The 17486-nt window shown below is 68.6% G+C and carries 14 protein-coding genes; 7 read left to right on the plus strand and 7 right to left on the minus strand.

From position 1 onward, the window contains the following. Nucleotides 1-101: 101 nt before the first annotated feature. A complete protein-coding gene (locus ACZ5M6_RS03110; protein ID WP_191554796.1) occupies nucleotides 102-1355 on the plus strand; it encodes a UbiH/UbiF/VisC/COQ6 family ubiquinone biosynthesis hydroxylase in 1254 nt (417 codons plus the stop codon). Here ACZ5M6_RS03110 and ACZ5M6_RS03115 read toward each other — a convergent pair. The 5 genes from ACZ5M6_RS03115 to dapF all read right to left on the minus strand — a co-directional run bounded on the left by ACZ5M6_RS03115 (nucleotide 1352) and on the right by dapF (nucleotide 6794). Beyond that, the gene (locus tag ACZ5M6_RS03115) at nucleotides 1352-2167 is read right to left on the minus strand and encodes a SirB1 family protein (protein WP_464159646.1); all 816 of its coding nucleotides are present in this window, start codon (nucleotides 2165-2167) and stop codon (nucleotides 1352-1354) included. The genes ACZ5M6_RS03110 and ACZ5M6_RS03115 overlap by 4 nt on opposite strands. Nucleotides 2168-2176: 9 nt before the next feature. Further along, complete coding sequence (locus ACZ5M6_RS03120; RefSeq protein WP_464159648.1) at nucleotides 2177-2596, minus strand: YraN family protein; 420 nt, start codon at nucleotides 2594-2596, stop codon at nucleotides 2177-2179. Then, a complete protein-coding gene (gene rsmI / locus ACZ5M6_RS03125) occupies nucleotides 2593-3465 on the minus strand; it encodes a 16S rRNA (cytidine(1402)-2'-O)-methyltransferase (protein ID WP_464159649.1) in 873 nt (290 codons plus the stop codon). Before rsmI ends, ACZ5M6_RS03120 begins: the two co-directional genes overlap by 4 nt. 2 nt (nucleotides 3466-3467) lie before the next feature. Beyond that, nucleotides 3468-5825: an NADP-dependent malic enzyme gene (locus ACZ5M6_RS03130; protein ID WP_054764434.1), complete on the minus strand. Its 2358-nt coding sequence runs from the start codon at nucleotides 5823-5825 to the stop codon at nucleotides 3468-3470. A gap of 138 nt (nucleotides 5826-5963) precedes the next feature. Further along, nucleotides 5964-6794: a diaminopimelate epimerase gene (gene dapF, locus ACZ5M6_RS03135; RefSeq protein ID WP_464159651.1), complete on the minus strand. Its 831-nt coding sequence runs from the start codon at nucleotides 6792-6794 to the stop codon at nucleotides 5964-5966. Between the two features lie 40 nt (nucleotides 6795-6834). On the opposite strand from dapF, the gene ACZ5M6_RS03140 reads away from it, so the two are divergent. The 4 genes from ACZ5M6_RS03140 (at nucleotide 6835) to ACZ5M6_RS03155 (ending at nucleotide 13088) form a co-directional block, all read left to right on the plus strand. Then, nucleotides 6835-7629: a potassium channel family protein gene (locus tag ACZ5M6_RS03140; protein ID WP_464159653.1), complete on the plus strand. Its 795-nt coding sequence runs from the start codon at nucleotides 6835-6837 to the stop codon at nucleotides 7627-7629. A gap of 90 nt (nucleotides 7630-7719) precedes the next feature. Further along, a complete protein-coding gene (locus ACZ5M6_RS03145; RefSeq protein ID WP_464159655.1) occupies nucleotides 7720-9879 on the plus strand; it encodes a prolyl oligopeptidase family serine peptidase in 2160 nt (719 codons plus the stop codon). Between the two features lie 149 nt (nucleotides 9880-10028). After that, the gene (locus tag ACZ5M6_RS03150) at nucleotides 10029-12236 is read left to right on the plus strand and encodes a prolyl oligopeptidase family serine peptidase (protein WP_464159657.1); all 2208 of its coding nucleotides are present in this window, start codon (nucleotides 10029-10031) and stop codon (nucleotides 12234-12236) included. 69 nt (nucleotides 12237-12305) lie between these two features. Next, nucleotides 12306-13088, plus strand: coding sequence for a DUF1223 domain-containing protein (locus ACZ5M6_RS03155; protein ID WP_054764438.1), 783 nt, complete (start codon nucleotides 12306-12308; stop codon nucleotides 13086-13088). Between the two features lie 12 nt (nucleotides 13089-13100). Here the strand turns inward: ACZ5M6_RS03155 and ACZ5M6_RS03160 are convergent, their stop codons facing one another. Together ACZ5M6_RS03160 and glpK are read right to left on the minus strand one after the other, a co-directional pair. Further along, nucleotides 13101-14192 carry a phosphotransferase family protein gene (locus ACZ5M6_RS03160; protein ID WP_054764439.1) on the minus strand — a complete coding sequence of 364 codons (1092 nt, stop codon included), beginning with the start codon at nucleotides 14190-14192 and terminating at the stop codon, nucleotides 13101-13103. Nucleotides 14193-14240: 48 nt separating this feature from the next. After that, the gene (glpK, locus tag ACZ5M6_RS03165) at nucleotides 14241-15737 is read right to left on the minus strand and encodes a glycerol kinase GlpK (protein ID WP_464159659.1); all 1497 of its coding nucleotides are present in this window, start codon (nucleotides 15735-15737) and stop codon (nucleotides 14241-14243) included. A 58-nt stretch (nucleotides 15738-15795) separates the two neighbouring features. On the opposite strand from glpK, the gene ACZ5M6_RS03170 reads away from it, so the two are divergent. Continuing rightward, nucleotides 15796-16776, plus strand: a complete 981-nt coding sequence (locus ACZ5M6_RS03170; RefSeq protein ID WP_054764441.1) for a threonine ammonia-lyase — start codon at nucleotides 15796-15798, stop codon at nucleotides 16774-16776. Nucleotides 16777-16842: 66 nt separating this feature from the next. Beyond that, nucleotides 16843-17304 (plus strand): MaoC family dehydratase, encoded by a 462-nt coding sequence (locus ACZ5M6_RS03175; protein ID WP_409616256.1) that lies wholly within the window; start codon nucleotides 16843-16845, stop codon nucleotides 17302-17304. The last annotated feature ends 182 nt before the right edge of the window (nucleotides 17305-17486 follow it).

Here is a 17486-nt window from a genome sequence, read left to right on the forward strand (position 1 = left end):
GACCCGCCTTGTCGCATCCCCAGGGTTAAGGGCTCATTTACCAGGCGCCGGAGACAAACCGTCCTCTGGACCTTTTGAGCGTGCGGCGCGACAAGCCTGCCATGGCAGAGACCGAACGCTACGACATCATCATCGCCGGCGCGGGCCTGGCCGGGGCGAGTTTCGCCCTGGCGGCGGCGCAGGGCGGGCTGAAGGTGGTGCTGGTCGATCCGCAGCCGTTCAGCGCCCAGCTGGCGCCCAGCTTCGACGGGCGTTCGACCGCGATCGCCTTTTCGACCTTCCGAATGTTGGACGCCCTGGGCCTGGGCGAGACCCTGCGGCCGCACGCCTGCCGGATGGATCACATTCTTGTCACGGACGGCCGTCGGCCAGGCGCGGCCAGCAAGTCGCCCTCGCCGGCCTTCCTGCGCTTCGACGCCGAGGAGATCGGCGGGCGGACCGGGGGCGAGCCCCTGGGCTATATGGTCGAGAACCGGCGGATCCGGGCAGCCCTGGCCGAGGCGGTGACGGCGGCGGGGATCGAGGTGCGGGCGCCGGCCTCGGTCGTCTCGGTCGAGCGGGATGCGGGCAAGGCGACCGTGACCCTGGCCGACGGCTCGATCCTGACCGCCGCCCTGGTGGTGGGGGCGGAAGGTCGGGGCTCGATCGTGCGCCGCGCCGCCGGGATAGAGACGGTCGGCTGGGCCTATGGCCAGAGCGGGGTGGTGGCCACGGTCCGGCTGGGCCGCGACCACGGCAATGTCGCCCACGAATATTTCCTGCCCAGCGGCCCCTTCGCCATCCTGCCCCTGACCGACCAGCGGGCCAGCCTGGTCTGGACCGAGACGACCCGGCGGGCCGAGGCCCTGCGCGGCGCCTCGGACGCGGCCTTCCAGTCGCATCTGATGCGGCGGTTCGGGGCCTTTCTGGACGGGGTTTCGGTCGAGGGGCCGCGCTTCGTCTATCCGCTGTCGCTCAGCCTGGCCGAAAAACTGGTCGCGCCGCGTCTCGCCCTGATCGGCGACGCCGCCCATGGGGTGCATCCGGTGGCGGGCCAGGGGCTGAATATGGGGCTGAAGGACGCCGCCGCCTTAGCCGAGGTTCTTGCCGAGGCCGCGCGCCTGGGCGAGGACCTGGGGGCCGAGACGGTGCTGGAACGCTACGCCCGCTGGCGCCGGTTCGACAACGCCGCCCTGGCGGCCGGTTTCGACGCCTTCGTGCGGCTGTTCTCCAACGACATCGGCCCGGTCCGGCTGATGCGGGATCTGGGGATGGCGGCGGTGAACCGGATCGGGCCGCTGCGCCGGGCCTTCATGCAGGAGGCGGGCGGGGCGACCGGCGACCTGCCGCGGCTGCTGCGCGGCGAACCGGTCTAGTTCAATCGCATTCGAACGCGCTCGAAGGTCGTCGATCGACGCGCTTCTTCGACGCCGTCCAGGCCGCGAGCCCGCGACAGGGCCTCCAGTGAACCGGCCAGGGCGCCCTGTTTCTCGCGGGCGGCGGCGACGTCCAGCCAGGGCCGGTGGTCTTCTGGATCCAGGAGGGCCCGGCGCAGGGCCGAGCGTTCGGCCGCCTCATAGTCGTGGCTGCGGATGGCGCGGCTGAACAGCAGGTTCTGCAGCCGCATCAAGGCCTGACGGTCGCTGACCGGAGCCATCAACAGGTCCAGCCTGTCGGCGACGTGCGGCGTCAGACCGGCCCGAAGCGCCCGCCGGGTCAGTTCGCTGGGCAGGACCAGCCGACCCTGGCTGAAGGGATCGAGCGCCACCGGACCCTCGGCCGTCTCGACCCGGACCAGGAAATGGCCGGGGAAGTCCACCCCCGCCGCCTTCAGCCCCGCCGCTCGGGCGGCGTGGAGATAGAAGACCGCCAGGGCGGCGGACAGGCCGCGGCGGCGCTCGGCCACCTCGATCAGATCCGTGTTGGCGGGATGGTCGTAATGGAGCAGGTCGCCGTTCAGACGCAGGTCGGCGGCCATGGTTTCGGACAGGGCCTCGTCCGGGCTTTCGCCCCCGACCCGCTCCTTCAGCCTTTCGCAGGCGCTGCGGGCCAGGGTGCGGACGGGTTGGGGGTCACGGAAGGGATGATCGTGGATGGCGCAGGCGATCGCCGCCTCCAGCAGGGGGAAGCCCTCGTCGCCGCCCTCACCGGCCGACGTCAGGATGGCCTCGGCTTCTTCCCGGGTCATGCGATCCCTTCAGTTCCCGCGCCTCTGAACGCCGCGAAGATGACGCGGAAATCGACTGGGAGCCAGCGCCACCATATCAATTCTCAGTTCAAGGGGTTGCAGGGCCGGGCGATTGCGGCGGACGGCCTCGCCCGCCGCAACCAGCCGATCGTGCTGAGCGGGCTTCAGCGCCAGGACGGCGAGGTCGAGCCGGGAGCGGCGCTTGACCTCCACCACAGCCAGGATTCGGCCGCGACGGGCTAGCAGGTCGATCTCGCCGGAGCGGGTATTCAGCCGAAACCCGAGAATCTGGTAGCCCTTCAGCATCAGCCAGAGGGCGGCGATCCATTCCGCCGCATGGCCGGCCTTGAAGGCGGCGCCCCCCTTGGCCTGACGCCAGGCCGCCTTCGGACGTCGATCCAGCGTCGGGCGGGGCAGGCGGGGGCTCACTTGCCCTGAAGCTCCAGGGCGCGGCGGTACAGGGTCTTGCGGTTCAGGCCCAGGGCGCGGGCGACTTCCGAGGCGGCTTCTCCGGTCGAAAGCCGGGTCAGGGCGTCGCTCAGGGCCGCGTCGGCGTCCGCCTGGGTCGCTTCCTCCGCCTCGCCGGGGCCGATGACCACGACGATCTCGCCCTTGGGCGCATCCAGTCGGGGATCGACCGCCAGTTCGTCGAGCGAGCCCCGCACGCATTCTTCGTACAGCTTGGTCAATTCACGCGCCACGGCGGCCGGGCGAGGGCCGAGAACCGCCGCCATGTCGGTCAGGCTGTCGCGCAGGCGCGGCCCGCTTTCGAAGAAGACCAGGGTCTGGCGCTGGCCTTTCAGCCCTTCCAGGGCGGCGGTCCGCCCGGCGGTCTTGGGCGGCAGGAAGCCGGCGAACAGGACGCGGTCGGCGGGCAGGCCGGCGATGCACAGGGCGGCCAACAGACTGGACGGGCCGGGGATCGGGTGGACGGGCAGGCCCTCGGCGATCACGGCGCGGGCGACGACGAAGCCGGGGTCGGACACCAGGGGGGTGCCGGCGTCGGAGACCAGGGCCACGACCTCGCCGTTCCGGAGGCGCTCGATCGCCAGTTCGGCCGCACGGCCGGAGGCGTGGTCGTCGCAGCGTTCCAGCTTCGCCTTCAGTCCATAGGCGGTCAGCAGCTTGGCGGTGACGCGGGTGTCCTCGGCCAGGACCAGGTCGGCGGCGGCCAGGACGTCGAGCGCCCTGAGCGTCATGTCGCGCAGGTTCCCGATCGGCGTCGCCACCAGATAGAGACCCGGCTCCACCCGCCGGGGCGGGGGGGCGGTGGGCGGGAAGGAGCCGGGCTCGCTCATGATCAGACGGTGGGGGGGACCGCCGTGCTCGGCTTTTCGACCACGGCGGCGGGCGGGCGCGGCGCCGAGGTCAGGCCCGAGCCCTGGAAGGCCGGACCGGCGTCATAGGCGGCGAAGGTGGCGGCGGTGATGATCTCGCTGACCGAAGCGCCCAGGGAGACGATCTGGACCGGCTTCTCCAGCCCGACCAGCAGCGGTCCGATGACGGTCGCGCCGCCCAGGGCCTGGACCAGCTTGGTCGAGATGGCGGCCGAGTGGATGGCCGGCATGACCAGGACGTTGGCCGGCTTGGTCAGGCGGTTGAAGGCGTAGGCGGGATGGCCCTTGGGATCCAGGGCGACCTCGGGGGGCATTTCGCCCTCGTATTCGAAGTCGACGCCCTTCTTGTCCAGGATGCGGATCGCCTCACGGACCTTTTCGGCCCGGTCGCCGGGCGGATTGCCGAAGGTGGAATAGCTGAGGAAGGCCACGCGCGGATTGCGGCCGAGTTTGCGCACAGTCTCGGCGGCCTTGATCGCGATGTCCGCCAGCTCAGCGGCGTCCGGCAGTTCGTGAATGGTGGTGTCGGCGACGAACAGGGTCCGGCCCTTGGCCAGCAGGATCGACAGGCCGATCAGGGTGTCGTCCACGTCCAGGACGCGCTGGACCTCTTTCAGGGCCATGTTGAAGTTGCGGGTGACGCCGGCGACCATGGCGTCGGCCCGGCCCTTGGCGACCAGGGTGGCGGCGAAATAGTTGCGGTCCTGGTTGATCATCCGCTGAACGTCGCGGCGCAGATAGCCGCGACGCTGCAGCTTCTCGTACAGCCAGTCGGTGTCCTCGACATTGTGGCCGGAGACGCGGGCGTTGGTGATCTCTATGCCCAGATCGTCGAAATTCAGCCCGGCCTCGGCGGCGTTCTGGCGGATCAGATCCTCGCGTCCGACCAGGATGGGGGTGCCCAGATCGGCCTGTTTGAAGCCCCAGGCGGCGCGGATGACGGCCGGCTCCTCGCCCTCGGCGAAAACGATGCGCTTGTTGGGTCCGCCGCGCACGGCCGAGTTGATCTTCTGCATCAGGGCGGCGGACGGATCGACGCGCGAGCGCAGGGCGTTGCGATAGGCGTCCATGTCGTCGATCTGGACGCGGGCCACGCCCGAATCCATCGCCGCCTGGGCGACGAAGGGCGGGATGTACCAGATCAGCCGAGGATCAAAGGGGGTCGGGATAATGTAGTCCGGGCCGAACTTCAGCTTGCGGCCGCGATAGGCGGCGGCGACCTCGTCCGGCACGTCCTCGCGCGCCAGGGCGGCCAGGGCCTGGGCGCAGGCCACCTTCATCTCATGGTTCACCCGGCGCGCCCGCACGTCCAGGGCGCCCCGGAACAGATAGGGGAAGGCCAGGACGTTGTTGACCTGGTTCACATAGTCCGAGCGGCCGGTGGCGATGATGGCGTCCGACCGTACCGACTTGACGTCTTCCGGCGTGATCTCGGGATCGGGGTTGGCCATGGCGAAGATGATCGGATTGGGGGCCATGGAGGCCACCATCTCCTTGGTGATCGCGCCCTTGGCGGACAGGCCCAGCACCACGTCGGCGCCGACCATGGCCTCGGCCAGGGTGCGCAGCGGGGTGTCGGTGGCGTGGGCCGCCTTCCACTGGTCCATGCCGTGTTCGCGGCCCTTGTAGACGACGCCGTCCTTGTCGCAGATGACCGTGTTCTCGGCCTTGACCCCGGCGGCCTTCATCAGGGCGATGGAGGACAGGCCTGCGGCGCCGGCGCCGGCCAGAACCACCTTGACCTCGTCCAGCCGCTTGCCGGCGACATGACAGGCGTTGATCAGGCCGGCGGTGGAGATGATGGCGGTGCCGTGCTGGTCGTCATGGAAGACGGGGATGTCCAGCAGGTCCTGAAGTTCGCTCTCGATGACGAAACATTCGGGGGACTTGATGTCCTCCAGATTGATGCCGCCCCAGGTGTCGCCGATGTTCTTCACCACGGTGATGAACTCGTCCGGATCGGTGGTCTTCACCTGGACGTCGAAGCTGTCCACATCGGCGAAGCGTTTGAACAGGACCGACTTGCCCTCCATCACCGGCTTGGAGGCCATGTGGCCCAGATTGCCCAGGCCCAGAATGGCGGTGCCGTTCGAGATGACGGCGACCAGATTGCCCTTGGAGGTGTATTCGTAAGCCTTGTCCGCATCCTGGGCGATGGCCAGGACCGGCACGGCCACGCCCGGCGAATAGGCCAGCGACAGGTCGCGCTGGGTCGCCATCGGCTTGGTCGGGGCCATCGAGATCTTCCCCGGCGTGGGGATGCGGTGGAAGTCCAGCGCCTCCTGGTCGGAGAAGGTCTGTTTTTCTGTTAGATCGGGCATCGGGACGTCCAGGGTTCGGCGCGGCTGTAACCGTTCGTGTCCTAGAGCTTGGGACGCGCCGCGCCAAGCCTTGACGCTCCGGAAGGGGCACACGCCTCAGCGCAAGCTTCCCTTCACGTCAGCGTCACCCCCATCGTGTCAGAAGGGCAGGGCGCCGGTGCGCTCGACCTCGACCGGGCCGGTCATCAGCACATGGTCCGTCGCCGGATCCCAGTCGATCGTCAGCTCGCCGCCGTCGACGACCACGGTGGCCTTGCGGTCGGTCAGGCCGCGGCGGACCGCCGCCACCTGGGCCGCGCAGGCGCCGGTGCCGCAGGCCTTGGTCAGGCCGGCGCCCCGCTCCCAGACCCGAAGCCGGATATGATCGCGGTCCAGCACATGGGCGAAGCCGACATTGACCCCTTCGGGAAACAGGGGGTGGTGTTCGACCAGGGAGCCGGAGCCGGTCACGAAGGCGTCATCCTGCCGGTCGGTGAAGAAGACGACGTGCGGATTGCCCATGGAGACGGCGCCCGGCGTGTGCAGGATCGGCGCGTCGATGGGGCCGAGCTGAAGCTCGATCCCGCGGGTGTCCATCTCTTCGGCCAGGGGGACTTCGGTCCAGTCCAGCCGGGGCCGGCCCATATCGACCGTCACCCTGTGGTCGCCGGCGCGGGACGCCGTGGTCGGGCCTGCGGCGGTGTCGATGACGACCCGGTCGGAGCCCTTGGCCTCCATCAGCAGCCAGCCCACGCAGCGCAGGGCGTTGCCGCAGGTCTCGACCATGGAGCCGTCGGCGTTCCAGACCCGCATGAAGGCGTCTGCCGTGTCGGACGGTTCGATGGCGATCAGCTGGTCGAACCCCTCGCCCGAGGCGCGGTCGGCCAGCGCGCGCACCTGGTTCTCGCTCGGACGAAACGGGGCTTCCAGCGCATCCACGACGACGAATTCGTTGCCGGCGCCGTTCATCTTGATGAAAGGACGGGTCATTCAGGCCATATAGGCCGATCCCCGCCGTCCGGAAACCGCCGTGTCCCAAACCGAAATCGATCCCAAGGACGATGGCCTGCGACTGCGTGCGCGGCTGAGATATCTGTATCACGGCGGCCAGCCGGCGGCGGTGAAGTTCCGGCTGACGGTCATCGTCATCGACTTCGCCATCATCGCCTTCTTCCTGGCGGCCCCGATCCTGAAGAACATGGGTTGGGCCTTCTATGTGCTGGACTATCTGATCGCCGCCCTGCTGGCGGCCGATCTGGCGGCGCGGGCCTACGCCTATTCGGACATTCGCGACTGGCTGAAGAAGCCGATCGTCTGGCTGGATCTGTTCGTCCTGGCGACCCTGTTGTTCCCGGCCTGGCTGTTCAATCTCGGCTTCCTGCGGATGCTGCGGCTGTGGACGCTGCTGAACTCGGACTTTTTCTGGCGGACCGTCGGGGCGCGGTTCGACGACACCCGGGTCGAGGGGATCGTGCGCGCGCTTTCCGGCCTGGTCACCTTCGTCTTCGTCGTGACAGGCTTCGTCTATGCGACCTTCCGCGGGCATGACGGGATCAGCGGCTATATCGACGCCCTCTATTTCACCGTGGCGACCCTGACCACGACCGGGTTCGGCGACGTCACCCTGCCGGGGCCGCTGGGCAAGTTGTTGTCCATCGCCATCATGCTGGTCGGGATCACCCTGTTTCTGCGTCTGGCCCAGGCCCTGATCAAGCCGCACAAGGTCCGCCACCCTTGCGACCGCTGCGGCCTGCAGACGCATGACCCGGACGCGGTGCACTGCAAGGCCTGCGGGAACCTGATCTGCATCCCTGACGAGGGTTGAGAAAGATGACAAAACCGTAAGGGCGGATTCGTCGCCTTGCCGCCCGAGGGACCGTCGCTAAGGTGCGCCCCTTAGTTTCGGGGACTGTCCATGATCCGCTCATCCGCCGCCGTGCTCGCGGCCCTTCTCGCCTCCACCAGCCTGACCTCGGTATCCATGGCCCAGACCGCCTCCTCCGCCCCCGCCTTCGCGACCAGCGAGGCGACCGACCCCTATGTCTGGCTGGAGGAGGTCGAGGGCGAGCGGGCCATGGAATGGGTCAAGGCGCACAACGCCCATTCGCTCGGCGTGCTTCAGGGCGATCCCCGCTATGAGACCCTGCACCAGCAGGCGCTGGAGATCGTCCAGTCGCGCGACCGGATCCCTTCGCCGGGCTTCACCCACGACGGCCATATCGACAACTTCTGGCAGGACGCCCAGCATGTGCGCGGCGTCTGGCGCCGCACGAGCCTGGACTCCTACAAGACCGCCGAACCCCAGTGGGAGACGGTGCTGGACTTCGACGCCCTGGCCGAGGCCGAGAGCGCCAACTGGGTCTACAAGGGTTCGACCTGTCTGGCCCCTGAAGAGCGCTACTGCCTGATCAGCCTGTCCAACGGCGGCAAGGACGCGGTGACCCTGCGCGAGTTCGACAGCGTGACCCGCAGCTTCGTCGAGGGCGGCTTCGTCCTGCCGGAATCCAAGGGCGGGGCGACCTGGCTGAACAGGGACACCCTGCTGGTCGCACGCGATTTCGGCCCCGGCACCCTGACCAACTCGGGCTATCCGATGGTGGTCAAGCGAATGACGCGCGGCCAGTCGCTGGATCAGGCCGATGTCCTGTTCATGGGCGAACCGACCGACGTCTCGGTGTCCGGCTATACGCTGCGTGACGCCGACGGGGTGCTGAAAGCGACCCTGATCAACCGGTCGATCGACTTCTATTCGTCCGAGACCTATCGCGTGACCGACGACGGGGCGGTGGTCAAACTGGCCCTGCCGGCCAAGTCGGACATCACGGGTCTGGTCGCCGGCCAGCTGGTGGTGTCGCTGAAACAGGACTGGACCGCGCCGTCGGGTCAGGAGTTCAAGAGCGGCGACCTGATCGCCTGGCCGCTGGACGCCTGGCTGGAAGACCCCGCCACGCCCGCCGTCCTGGTGCTGCGTCCCACGGAACGTCAGGCGGTGGAGGGGGTGAACGCCACCCGCAACACCCTGGTCGTGGCCCTGTACGACAATGTGCGCGGCTCGGTGCGGGTCTATCGGCCCGGCGAGACCGAATGGACCTATTCCACCCTGGACCTGCCGCAGAACGTTTCGGTCGGCGTCGGTTCGGCCTCGGAGACGGACGACAAGGTCTTCGTCAGCGTGACCGGCTATCTGAACCCGTCCAGCCTGTGGCTGGCCGATGCGGCGACCGGGGCGGTCGAGCAGGTCAAGTCCATGCCGGCCAAGTTCGACGCGACCGGCATGACGGTGGAGCAGCACGAGGCCCGTTCGGCCGACGGGACGATGATCCCCTATTTCGTGGTCCATAAGGCGGACATGCCGCTGAATGGGTCCAACCCGACCCTGCTGTACGGCTACGGCGGGTTCGAGAGCTCGCTGCTGCCCGGCTATTCGGCCACGGTCGGCAAGCTGTGGCTGGAGCGGGGCGGGGTCTATGTCATCGCCAATACGCGCGGCGGCGGCGAGTTCGGCCCGCGCTGGCACGAGGCGGCCTTGCAGCAGAACCGCCAGCGCGCGCACGAGGACTTCCAGGCCGTGGCCCTGGACCTGATCGCGCGCAAGATCACCAGTCAGCCGAAGCTGGGGATCATGGGCGGCTCGCAGGGCGGCCTGTTCATGGGGGCCATGCTGACCCAGAGGCCGGACCTGATCAATGCGGCCGTCATCCAGGTGCCCCTGTTCGACATGCTGCGCTTCCACAAGCTTCTGGCCGGCGCCAGCTGGATCGGGGAATACGGCGATCCGGACATTCCCGAACAGCGCGCCTGGATCCAGGCCTATTCGCCCTATCAGAACCTGCGCGCGGGCCAGCCCTATCCAGAGGTCTTCATCCACACCTCGACCAAGGACGACCGGGTCCATCCGGGCCACGCCCGCAAGGCGGCGGCGCGTCTGGAAGAGCTGGCCTATCCGGTGCTCTTCTATGAGAACACCGACGGCGGCCATGCGGCGGGGGCCAACCTGCAAGAGACGGCGCGGCGGTTGGCGCTGGAATACACCTATCTGTCGCGGCGGCTGATGGACACGCCGGCGAAGGAATAGGGTCTTTTCTTTCCGCTCATCCCGGCGAAAGCCGGGACCCAGTGCTTTCGCGAGGTTCGGCGGCTGGGATCGAGTTCAGTACGAATGGGCGGCGCCGAACGCTCAAAGATCTGGGTCCCGGCTTTCGCCGGGATGAGCGGAGTTTTTAGATGCGTCAACTGATCCTGTCCGCCGCCATTCCGGCGCTTCTGATGGGGGCCTGTGCGGGCACGCCCGTTGAGATCGGTTCAGATGAAGTCGTCGTATCGACCAACGACGCTCCCCCGCCGCACTTCCCCCGCGACCTGACCCCGGCCGGCGTCGCGGCGGCCGACGACCATCTGGCGCTGGAGCAGGTGGACGGGGCTGAGGCCATGGCTTTCGTGGCCGAGGAGAACCGCAAGTCCCTGGCCGTCCTGACCGGCGACCCGCGCTATGAGACCTTCCGGGCCGAGGCCCAGGCGATCCTGACCGCCACGGACCGGATTCCCAGCCCGTCCTTCCTCGGCGACGGCGTCGGCAACTTCTGGCAGGACGCGACCAATCCCAAGGGCGTCTGGCGTCGCACGACGCTAGAGAGCTACCGCACCGCGACCCCGCAGTGGGAGACCCTGCTGGACATCGACGCCCTGTCGAAAGCCGAGGGCAAGGACTGGGTGTTCAAGGGCGCCGATTGCCTGGCGCCGGACGAGACCCGCTGCCTGATCAATCTGTCGGACGGCGGCAAGGATGCGGTGGTGGTGCGCGAGTTCGACCTGACCACCAAGCGTTTCGTGGACGGGGGCTTCAACCTGCCCGAGGGCAAGCACCGGATCGAATGGCTGGACCGCGACACGCTCCTGGTCGCCACCGACTTCGGACCCGGCAGTCTGACGGAGTCCGGCTATCCCTTCATCGTCAAGACCCTGAAGCGGGGCCAGACCCTGGCCCAGGCGGTCGAAGACTATCGCGGCGACGCCTCGGACGGCGGCTACGGCGTCAGCCCGGCGGTCTATCGCGACAAGACCGGCCGGGTCACGGCGGTGATCATCACCCGCCCGTTGGACACCTTCCGCTCCGAAACCTGGATGATGGCCCATGACGGATCGACGGTGAAACTGGCCCTGCCGGACCGGGTCAGCGTCTTCGGAGCGCAGGGGGGCCTGCTGATCGTCTCGAATGACGAGGCCTGGACCTTCAACGGCCTCGCCTACAAGCCCGGTTCCCTGCTTTCCATACCCTTGAACCATCTGCGGTCCGACCGCGACGATCTGAGCGTCAGCAACCAGGCCCTTCTGATCTATGAGCCGGCCGCCCGTCAGTCGTTGGGCGACGTGCGGGTGCTGGATCGCCAGGTCGTCGCCTCCCTGTCCGACAATGTGGCCGGGCGGCTGGCGATCTTCGAGAACCGGGGCGAATTCGGCTGGCGCCGCCAGGATGTGGCGACGCCAGAAAACATCGCAGTGGGCCTGGGCGACTCCTCCAAGTCCAAGGGCCAGGTCTTCGTCTCGACCCAGGGCTTCCTGACCCCGCCGACCCTGAGCCTCGCCTCGGTCGGCTCCACCACCCTGACCGAGCTGAAATCCGCTCCGGCCAAGTTCGACGCCTCGACCCATGTGGTGGAGCAGTACGAGGCGACCTCGACCGACGGGACCAGCATCCCCTATTTCATCACCCGCCCGCGCGACATGAGGCTGGACGGGTCGAACCCGACGATCCTGTTCGGCTACGGCGGGTTCCAGGTCAGTCTGAACCCGGCCTACAAGCCCGAGATGGGCAAGCTGTGGCTGGAGCGGGGCGGGGTCTTCGTTCAGGCCAATATCCGCGGCGGCGGCGAGTTCGGGCCCGACTGGCACCAGGCGGCCCTGGACGGAAACCGCCAGAAGGCCTTCGACGACTTCGCCGCCGTGGCGCGCGACCTGGAGCGGCGCGGGATCACCAGCCCGCGTCGTCTGGGCATCTATGGCCGGTCGAACGGCGGGGTGCTGACCTCGGTGTCGATCACCCAGCACCCGGAGCTGTTCAACGCCGCAGTGATCGAGAGCCCGCTGATCGACATGCTGCGCTATCACGAGCTGCCGGCCGGCGCCTCCTGGATCGGCGAATACGGCGATCCGCGCATTCCTGAGGAGGCGGAATGGATCGCCCGATATTCGGCCTATCAGCAGCTGCGGCCGGACGTGGACTATCCGCGCGTCTACATCACCACCAACACCCGCGACGACCGGGTGCATCCGGGCCATGCGCGCAAGTTCGCCGCCCGGCTGGGCGACCAGGGCCACGACCATCTCTATTATGAGGACACGGCCGGCGGCCATTCGAACGACGCCGACCCCGTGGCCAACGCGCGGCGCTGGGCCCGCCACTATGTCTATCTCTCCCAGCAGCTGATGGACTGAACGCCGCCGCAGGCGAGGGTCACGCACTTATGACCCCCGCCTGCGCGCCCGGCGGTTAAGAACGTCGCCATGAGACACAGGATCGGGATCATTGCAGCGGCAATCACGGCGGGCGCCGCCCTATGCGCTGGATCGGTCGCCCAGCCCGCCGCCTCGCGGCCGGGGCGGCACGCCGTCGCCGCCGGACCGCCGGTGGTGGTCGAACTGTTCACCGCCCAGGGGTGCGGCGCCTGTCTGGAGGCCAATGCCACGGTCGAACGGGCTGCGGCCGAGCCGCGCGTCATCGCCCTGACCTACGGGGTCGACTATTGGGACTATCTGGGCTGGACCGACACCTTCGCCCGGCCTGAGTTTTCTCAGCGCCAGCGGGCCTATCGCGCCGCCCTGCGTCAGCGCGGCGTCTCCACGCCCCAGGTGGTCATCGACGGCCGCCGACAGGTCTCGGGCGTGCGCGGACCTGAGCTTGAGACCGCCATCCTCGAGGCGGCGGGCCGCCGCGCTTGGCCGCCCGAGATCGAGTTCCGCCAAGGCGGCGATCAGGTCGGCGTCGGCTCGGGCCGCGTCCCGGCGGGCGGGGCCGAGGTTCTGGCCGTCACCTATACGCCCGGCGTCCAGGTGGTCGAGGTCGGTCGCGGCGAAAACCGCGGCCGCGAGGTGCGCCAGCTGAATGTGGTCCGCGACGTCACGCGCCTGGGCGACTGGCGGGGCCGGCCGATGTTGTACCCCCTGCCTCAGACGCGGGACGAGGACGCTGTGGTCGTGATGATTCAGGACAAGGCGGATCGGCGCATTCTGGGCGCCGCCGTCCGCAGGCCGACCTCCGGGTCCGGCGGGGCGGATCGAGACGGCTGAAGCCGAGGCGGATCAGGCCCCCGCCTTCTTGGCAAACGTCCAGGCCGCCTCGCTGAGCGGCCCGACCTGGGCGGCCATGCTGCGAGCGTGGGCGCTGGCCGCCGTGCCGTCGCGGACACGGCCGGCGATGCCCTGGCAGATGGCGGCGAGACGGAACAGATTATAGGCGTAGAGCCACTCGAGATCGGCAGGTCGCATCCCAGTGGCGGCGGCGTAGCGGTCCACCGTTTCCTCGACCGAGGGAATGCCCAGGGCCTCCAGATCGGCGCCGGCGAGGCCGTTTCGCAGGCTGGCGGGGATGGCCCAGGCGATCAGCAGATAGGAGAAGTCGGCCATGGGGTCGCCCAGGGTCGACAGCTCCCAGTCCAGAACGGCGCGGACGTCCGCCCGATCTTCAGCCAGGATCATATTGTCCAGGCGGAAGTCGCCGTGGACGATGCGGCAGGGACCCTCCGGCGGCAGGCTGGTCGGCAGGAAATCGATCAGTCGGTCCATGGCGGGAACGGCCTCGGTCTCCGAGGCGCGATACTGTTTGGTCCAGCGGCCGACCTGACGGGCGAAATAGTTGCCGGCCTTGCCATAGTCGGCCAGGCCGATGGCGGCGGGATCGAAGGCATGAAGCCGGGCCAGGGCGTCGGTCTGGGCGTGATAGATGGCCCGGCGCTCGGCGGGGCTGAGGCCGGGCAGTTTCAGATCCCAGAAGATACGGCCCTCCACCTTGTCCATCACATAGAAGATCGAGCCGATGACGCCCTCGTCCAGGCAGAGGGCGTGGGGCCTGGCCACGGGAAAGCCCTGAGCGGCCAGGGCGGAGATGACCTGGAATTCGCGATCGACGGCGTGGGCGCTGGGCAACAGCAGGCCCGGCGGCTTGCGGCGCAGCACATAGGCGGCGGTCGGGGTGGTCAGCTCATAGGTGGGATTGGACTGACCGCCCTTGAACTGGCGCACCGTCAGAGGGCCGGCGTAGCCCGCGACGTTTTCGGTCATCCAGGCGTCCAGCCCCGCCTCGTCCAGCCGATAGCGGGGATCGACCTCGCGCGTGCCGGAAAAGGCGGCTTGAGCATCCTGAAGAGGCGCGTCGGCGGCGGAGGCGTCGGTCATGTGCAGCCCAGTCGGTTCTTTCAGCGTTTCCCTAGAGCCGCCCGCGTCTTAGGCGCGGTCCGGCGCGGCGATGATGGCGGCCTTGACCGCGCGACGCCAGCCCGAAAGCAGGCGGTCGCGTTCCTGGGGCCTCATCCGGGGTTTCCAACAGGCCGGGGCCTCGGCCGGTCGGGCTTCGAGATCGGAGATCAAACCCACGCCCAGGGCCGCCAGACGCGCGGCGCCCAGGGCCGTCATCTCCTGGAAGGCCGGACGTTCGACCTCGACCTCGCAGATGTCGGCGACGAACTGCATGGCGAAACTGTTTGCGGTGACGCCGCCGTCGACCTTCAGGGTCTTCAGGGGCGGGGCGCCGTCCTGGGCTAGGGCGTCGAGCAGGTCGCGGGTCTGATAGGCCAGGGCTTCCAAGGCGGCGCGGACGAAATGGGCCGGGCCCGAATCCCGCGTCAGCCCGACCACGGTCCCGCGCGCCTCCGGCTCCCACCAGGGGGCGCCCAGGCCGGTGAAGCCGGGGACCAGATAGACGCCGCCGTTGTCGGCCAGGCTCTGGGCCAGGGCTTCGGACTGGCGGGATTCAGAGATCAGCTTGACCCCGTCCCTCAGCCACTGGATCGCCGAACCGGCCGAGAAGATCGACCCCTCCAGCGCATAGGCGGTGAAGCCCTCGGCCTGGTAGCCGAGCGTGCCCAGGAGACGGCGGGTCGAGGCCACCGGCTCGGCGCCGACATTGGCCACCAGAAAGGCGCCGGTGCCGTAGGTGATCTTGGCGTCGCCCGGCGTAAGGGCGCCGTGGCCGACGAGGGCGGCCTGCTGATCCCCCGCCGATCCGGCGATGGGCAGGGGGCGGCCGAACAGCGCCGGATCCGTCTCGCCGATCCGGCCGGCGCAGGGGACGATGGCGGGGAGGGCCTGGCGCGGCACGTCGAACAGGGCGCACAGGTCGTCGCGCCATTCCACCGTCTTCAGGTCCATCAGGGCGGTGCGCGACGCATTGGCGGCGTCGGTGGCGTGAACCCGGCCGCCGGTCAGTTTCCAGATCAGCCAGGCGTCGATCGTGCCCAGCTTGACCTCGCCCCGCGCCGCCCGGTCGCGCGAGCCGGGCACGGCGTCCAGCAGCCAGGCGAATTTGGTCGCCGAGAAATAGGGGTCGAGGATCAGGCCGGTGGCGGACTGGACCCTCGGCTCATGGCCTTCGGCGGTCAGGCGGGCGGTCACCTCGGCGGTGCGGCGGTCCTGCCAGACAATGGCGCGGCAAAGGGGTTCGCCCGTCGCGGCGTCCCAGATCACCGACGTCTCGCGCTGGTTGGTCAGGCCCACGGCGGCGAACCGGTCGACCCCGCCCGCCTGGCGCACCACTTCGCGGCAGGTCTGGAGGGTGGCGGACCAGATTTCGCCCGCGTCATGCTCGACCCAGCCGGAGCGGGGGAAATGCTGAGCCAGCTCGATCTGGCTGACGGCGACCGGGCGCAGGTCGTGGTCCCGGACCTCGAAGGCGATGGCCCGGGTCGAGGTCGTGCCTTGGTCGATGGCGAGGATCAGGCTCATTGTCTTTCTCTCCCTGCGCCGTCTTGGGCGACGCCTGCGGTCGGGCTAAGGGGAGCATATGACGACGCACCTGCCCAGCTATGAAGGCGTTCTCGACGCCGCCCGCCAGATCGACGGTGTCGCCGTCCGCACGCCCCTGATCGAGAGCCCCGCCCTGAACGCCGTGGTCGGCGGCCGGGTTCTGATGAAGGCGGAGAACCTGCAAAGGGCCGGGGCCTTCAAGTTTCGCGGCGCCTATAACCGCATCAGCCGGCTGAATGCCCAGGAAAAGGCGCGCGGGGTCGTGGCCTTCTCGTCCGGCAATCATGCCCAGGGCGTGGCCGCCGCCGCGGCTCTGGTGGGATCTCCGGCGATCATCGTCATGCCGTCGGACTCGCCCCAGGTGAAGGTCGAGGGGGTGATCGGTTTCGGCGGCGAGGTGCGGCTCTACGATCGCTGGACCGAGAGCCGGGAAGAGATCGGCGCCGCCATCGCCGCCGAGCGGGGCTGCGTCCTGGTGCCGCCGTTCGACGATCCCTTCATCATCGAGGGCCAGGGGACGACGGCGCTGGAGATGCTGGACCAGGCCGACGCGCCGATGGACCAGCTGTTGTGCGGCGCCTCCGGCGGGGGACTGATGGCCGGGATCAATTTGGTCATGGCCGAACGCAGTCCCGAGACCCGCGTCCTGGTGGTCGAGCCCGAAGCCTATGACGACACGGCTCGGTCGCTGGCGGCCGGGGAACGGGTCGGGCATCCGGCCGGGCCGCCCTCGATCTGCGACGCCCTGATGAGCCCCATGCCGGGGGTTATGACCTGGCCGATCAACAGGCGGCTGGCCGGTGCGGCGACCGTGTCCGACGCCGAGGTCGCCGAGGCGGTGCGGTTCGCCTTCCGCCATCTGAAACTGGTGGTGGAGCCCGGCGGGGCGGTGTCCCTGGCGGCCCTGCTGGCCGGAAAGGTCGAGGGCGCGGGCCGGACGACAGGCCTGATCCTGTCCGGCGGCAATGTCGATCCCGGGCTTTACGCCGCGATCATCGAGGGGCGGTTCGAGGGTTGACCCTTTTCACTGCTCCGGAGCTGGGTCAAGGTCTTGGAAAATAGAGAGACGGAGGAGAAGACGGCCATGACCCGGACACAGGATGTTCACGCCTTGATCGGTCAGGAAGTCGGGGTGTCCCGATGGTTCGAGATTGGTCAGGATCGGATCGACGCCTTTGCGGACTGCACCGAGGACCATCAGTTCATCCACGTCGATCCCGAGGCGGCCAGGGCGACGCCCTTCGGCGGAACCATCGCTCACGGTTTTCTGACCCTGAGTCTGGCGTCCACCATGAGCTATGACGCCGTGGCGCCGCTGGATGGTCTGACCATGGGCGTCAACTACGGTTTCGACCGGCTGAGGTTTCTGGCGCCCGTCCCGGCGGGATCTCGCGTGCGGGGCCGGTTCCGCCTGTTGGATGCAACCGACAAGGGCGAGGGGCGCTGGCTTCTTAAACATGAATTGACGATCGAGATCGAGGGCGCCGACAAGCCGGCTCTGGTGGGCGAATGGCTCGGGATGCAGATCGTTTCCGCAGAGAGCTGAAGGTTGAGCCGCCCTCGGCGGAAGACGGGAAAAACGACGGAACTCGGACGAATCTGCGTGTGAAGGCCAATTACATCTGTAGCATCAATGGCACGGCGCCTCATTTCGGGGCTTGCGTCGTCAAGTTTCAGCCTCGACCTTCCACGGCAACGCTGGTAAGAGCCGCCTAGGCGGTAAGATCC

Source organism: Brevundimonas sp. Br13, from assembly GCF_055391505.1.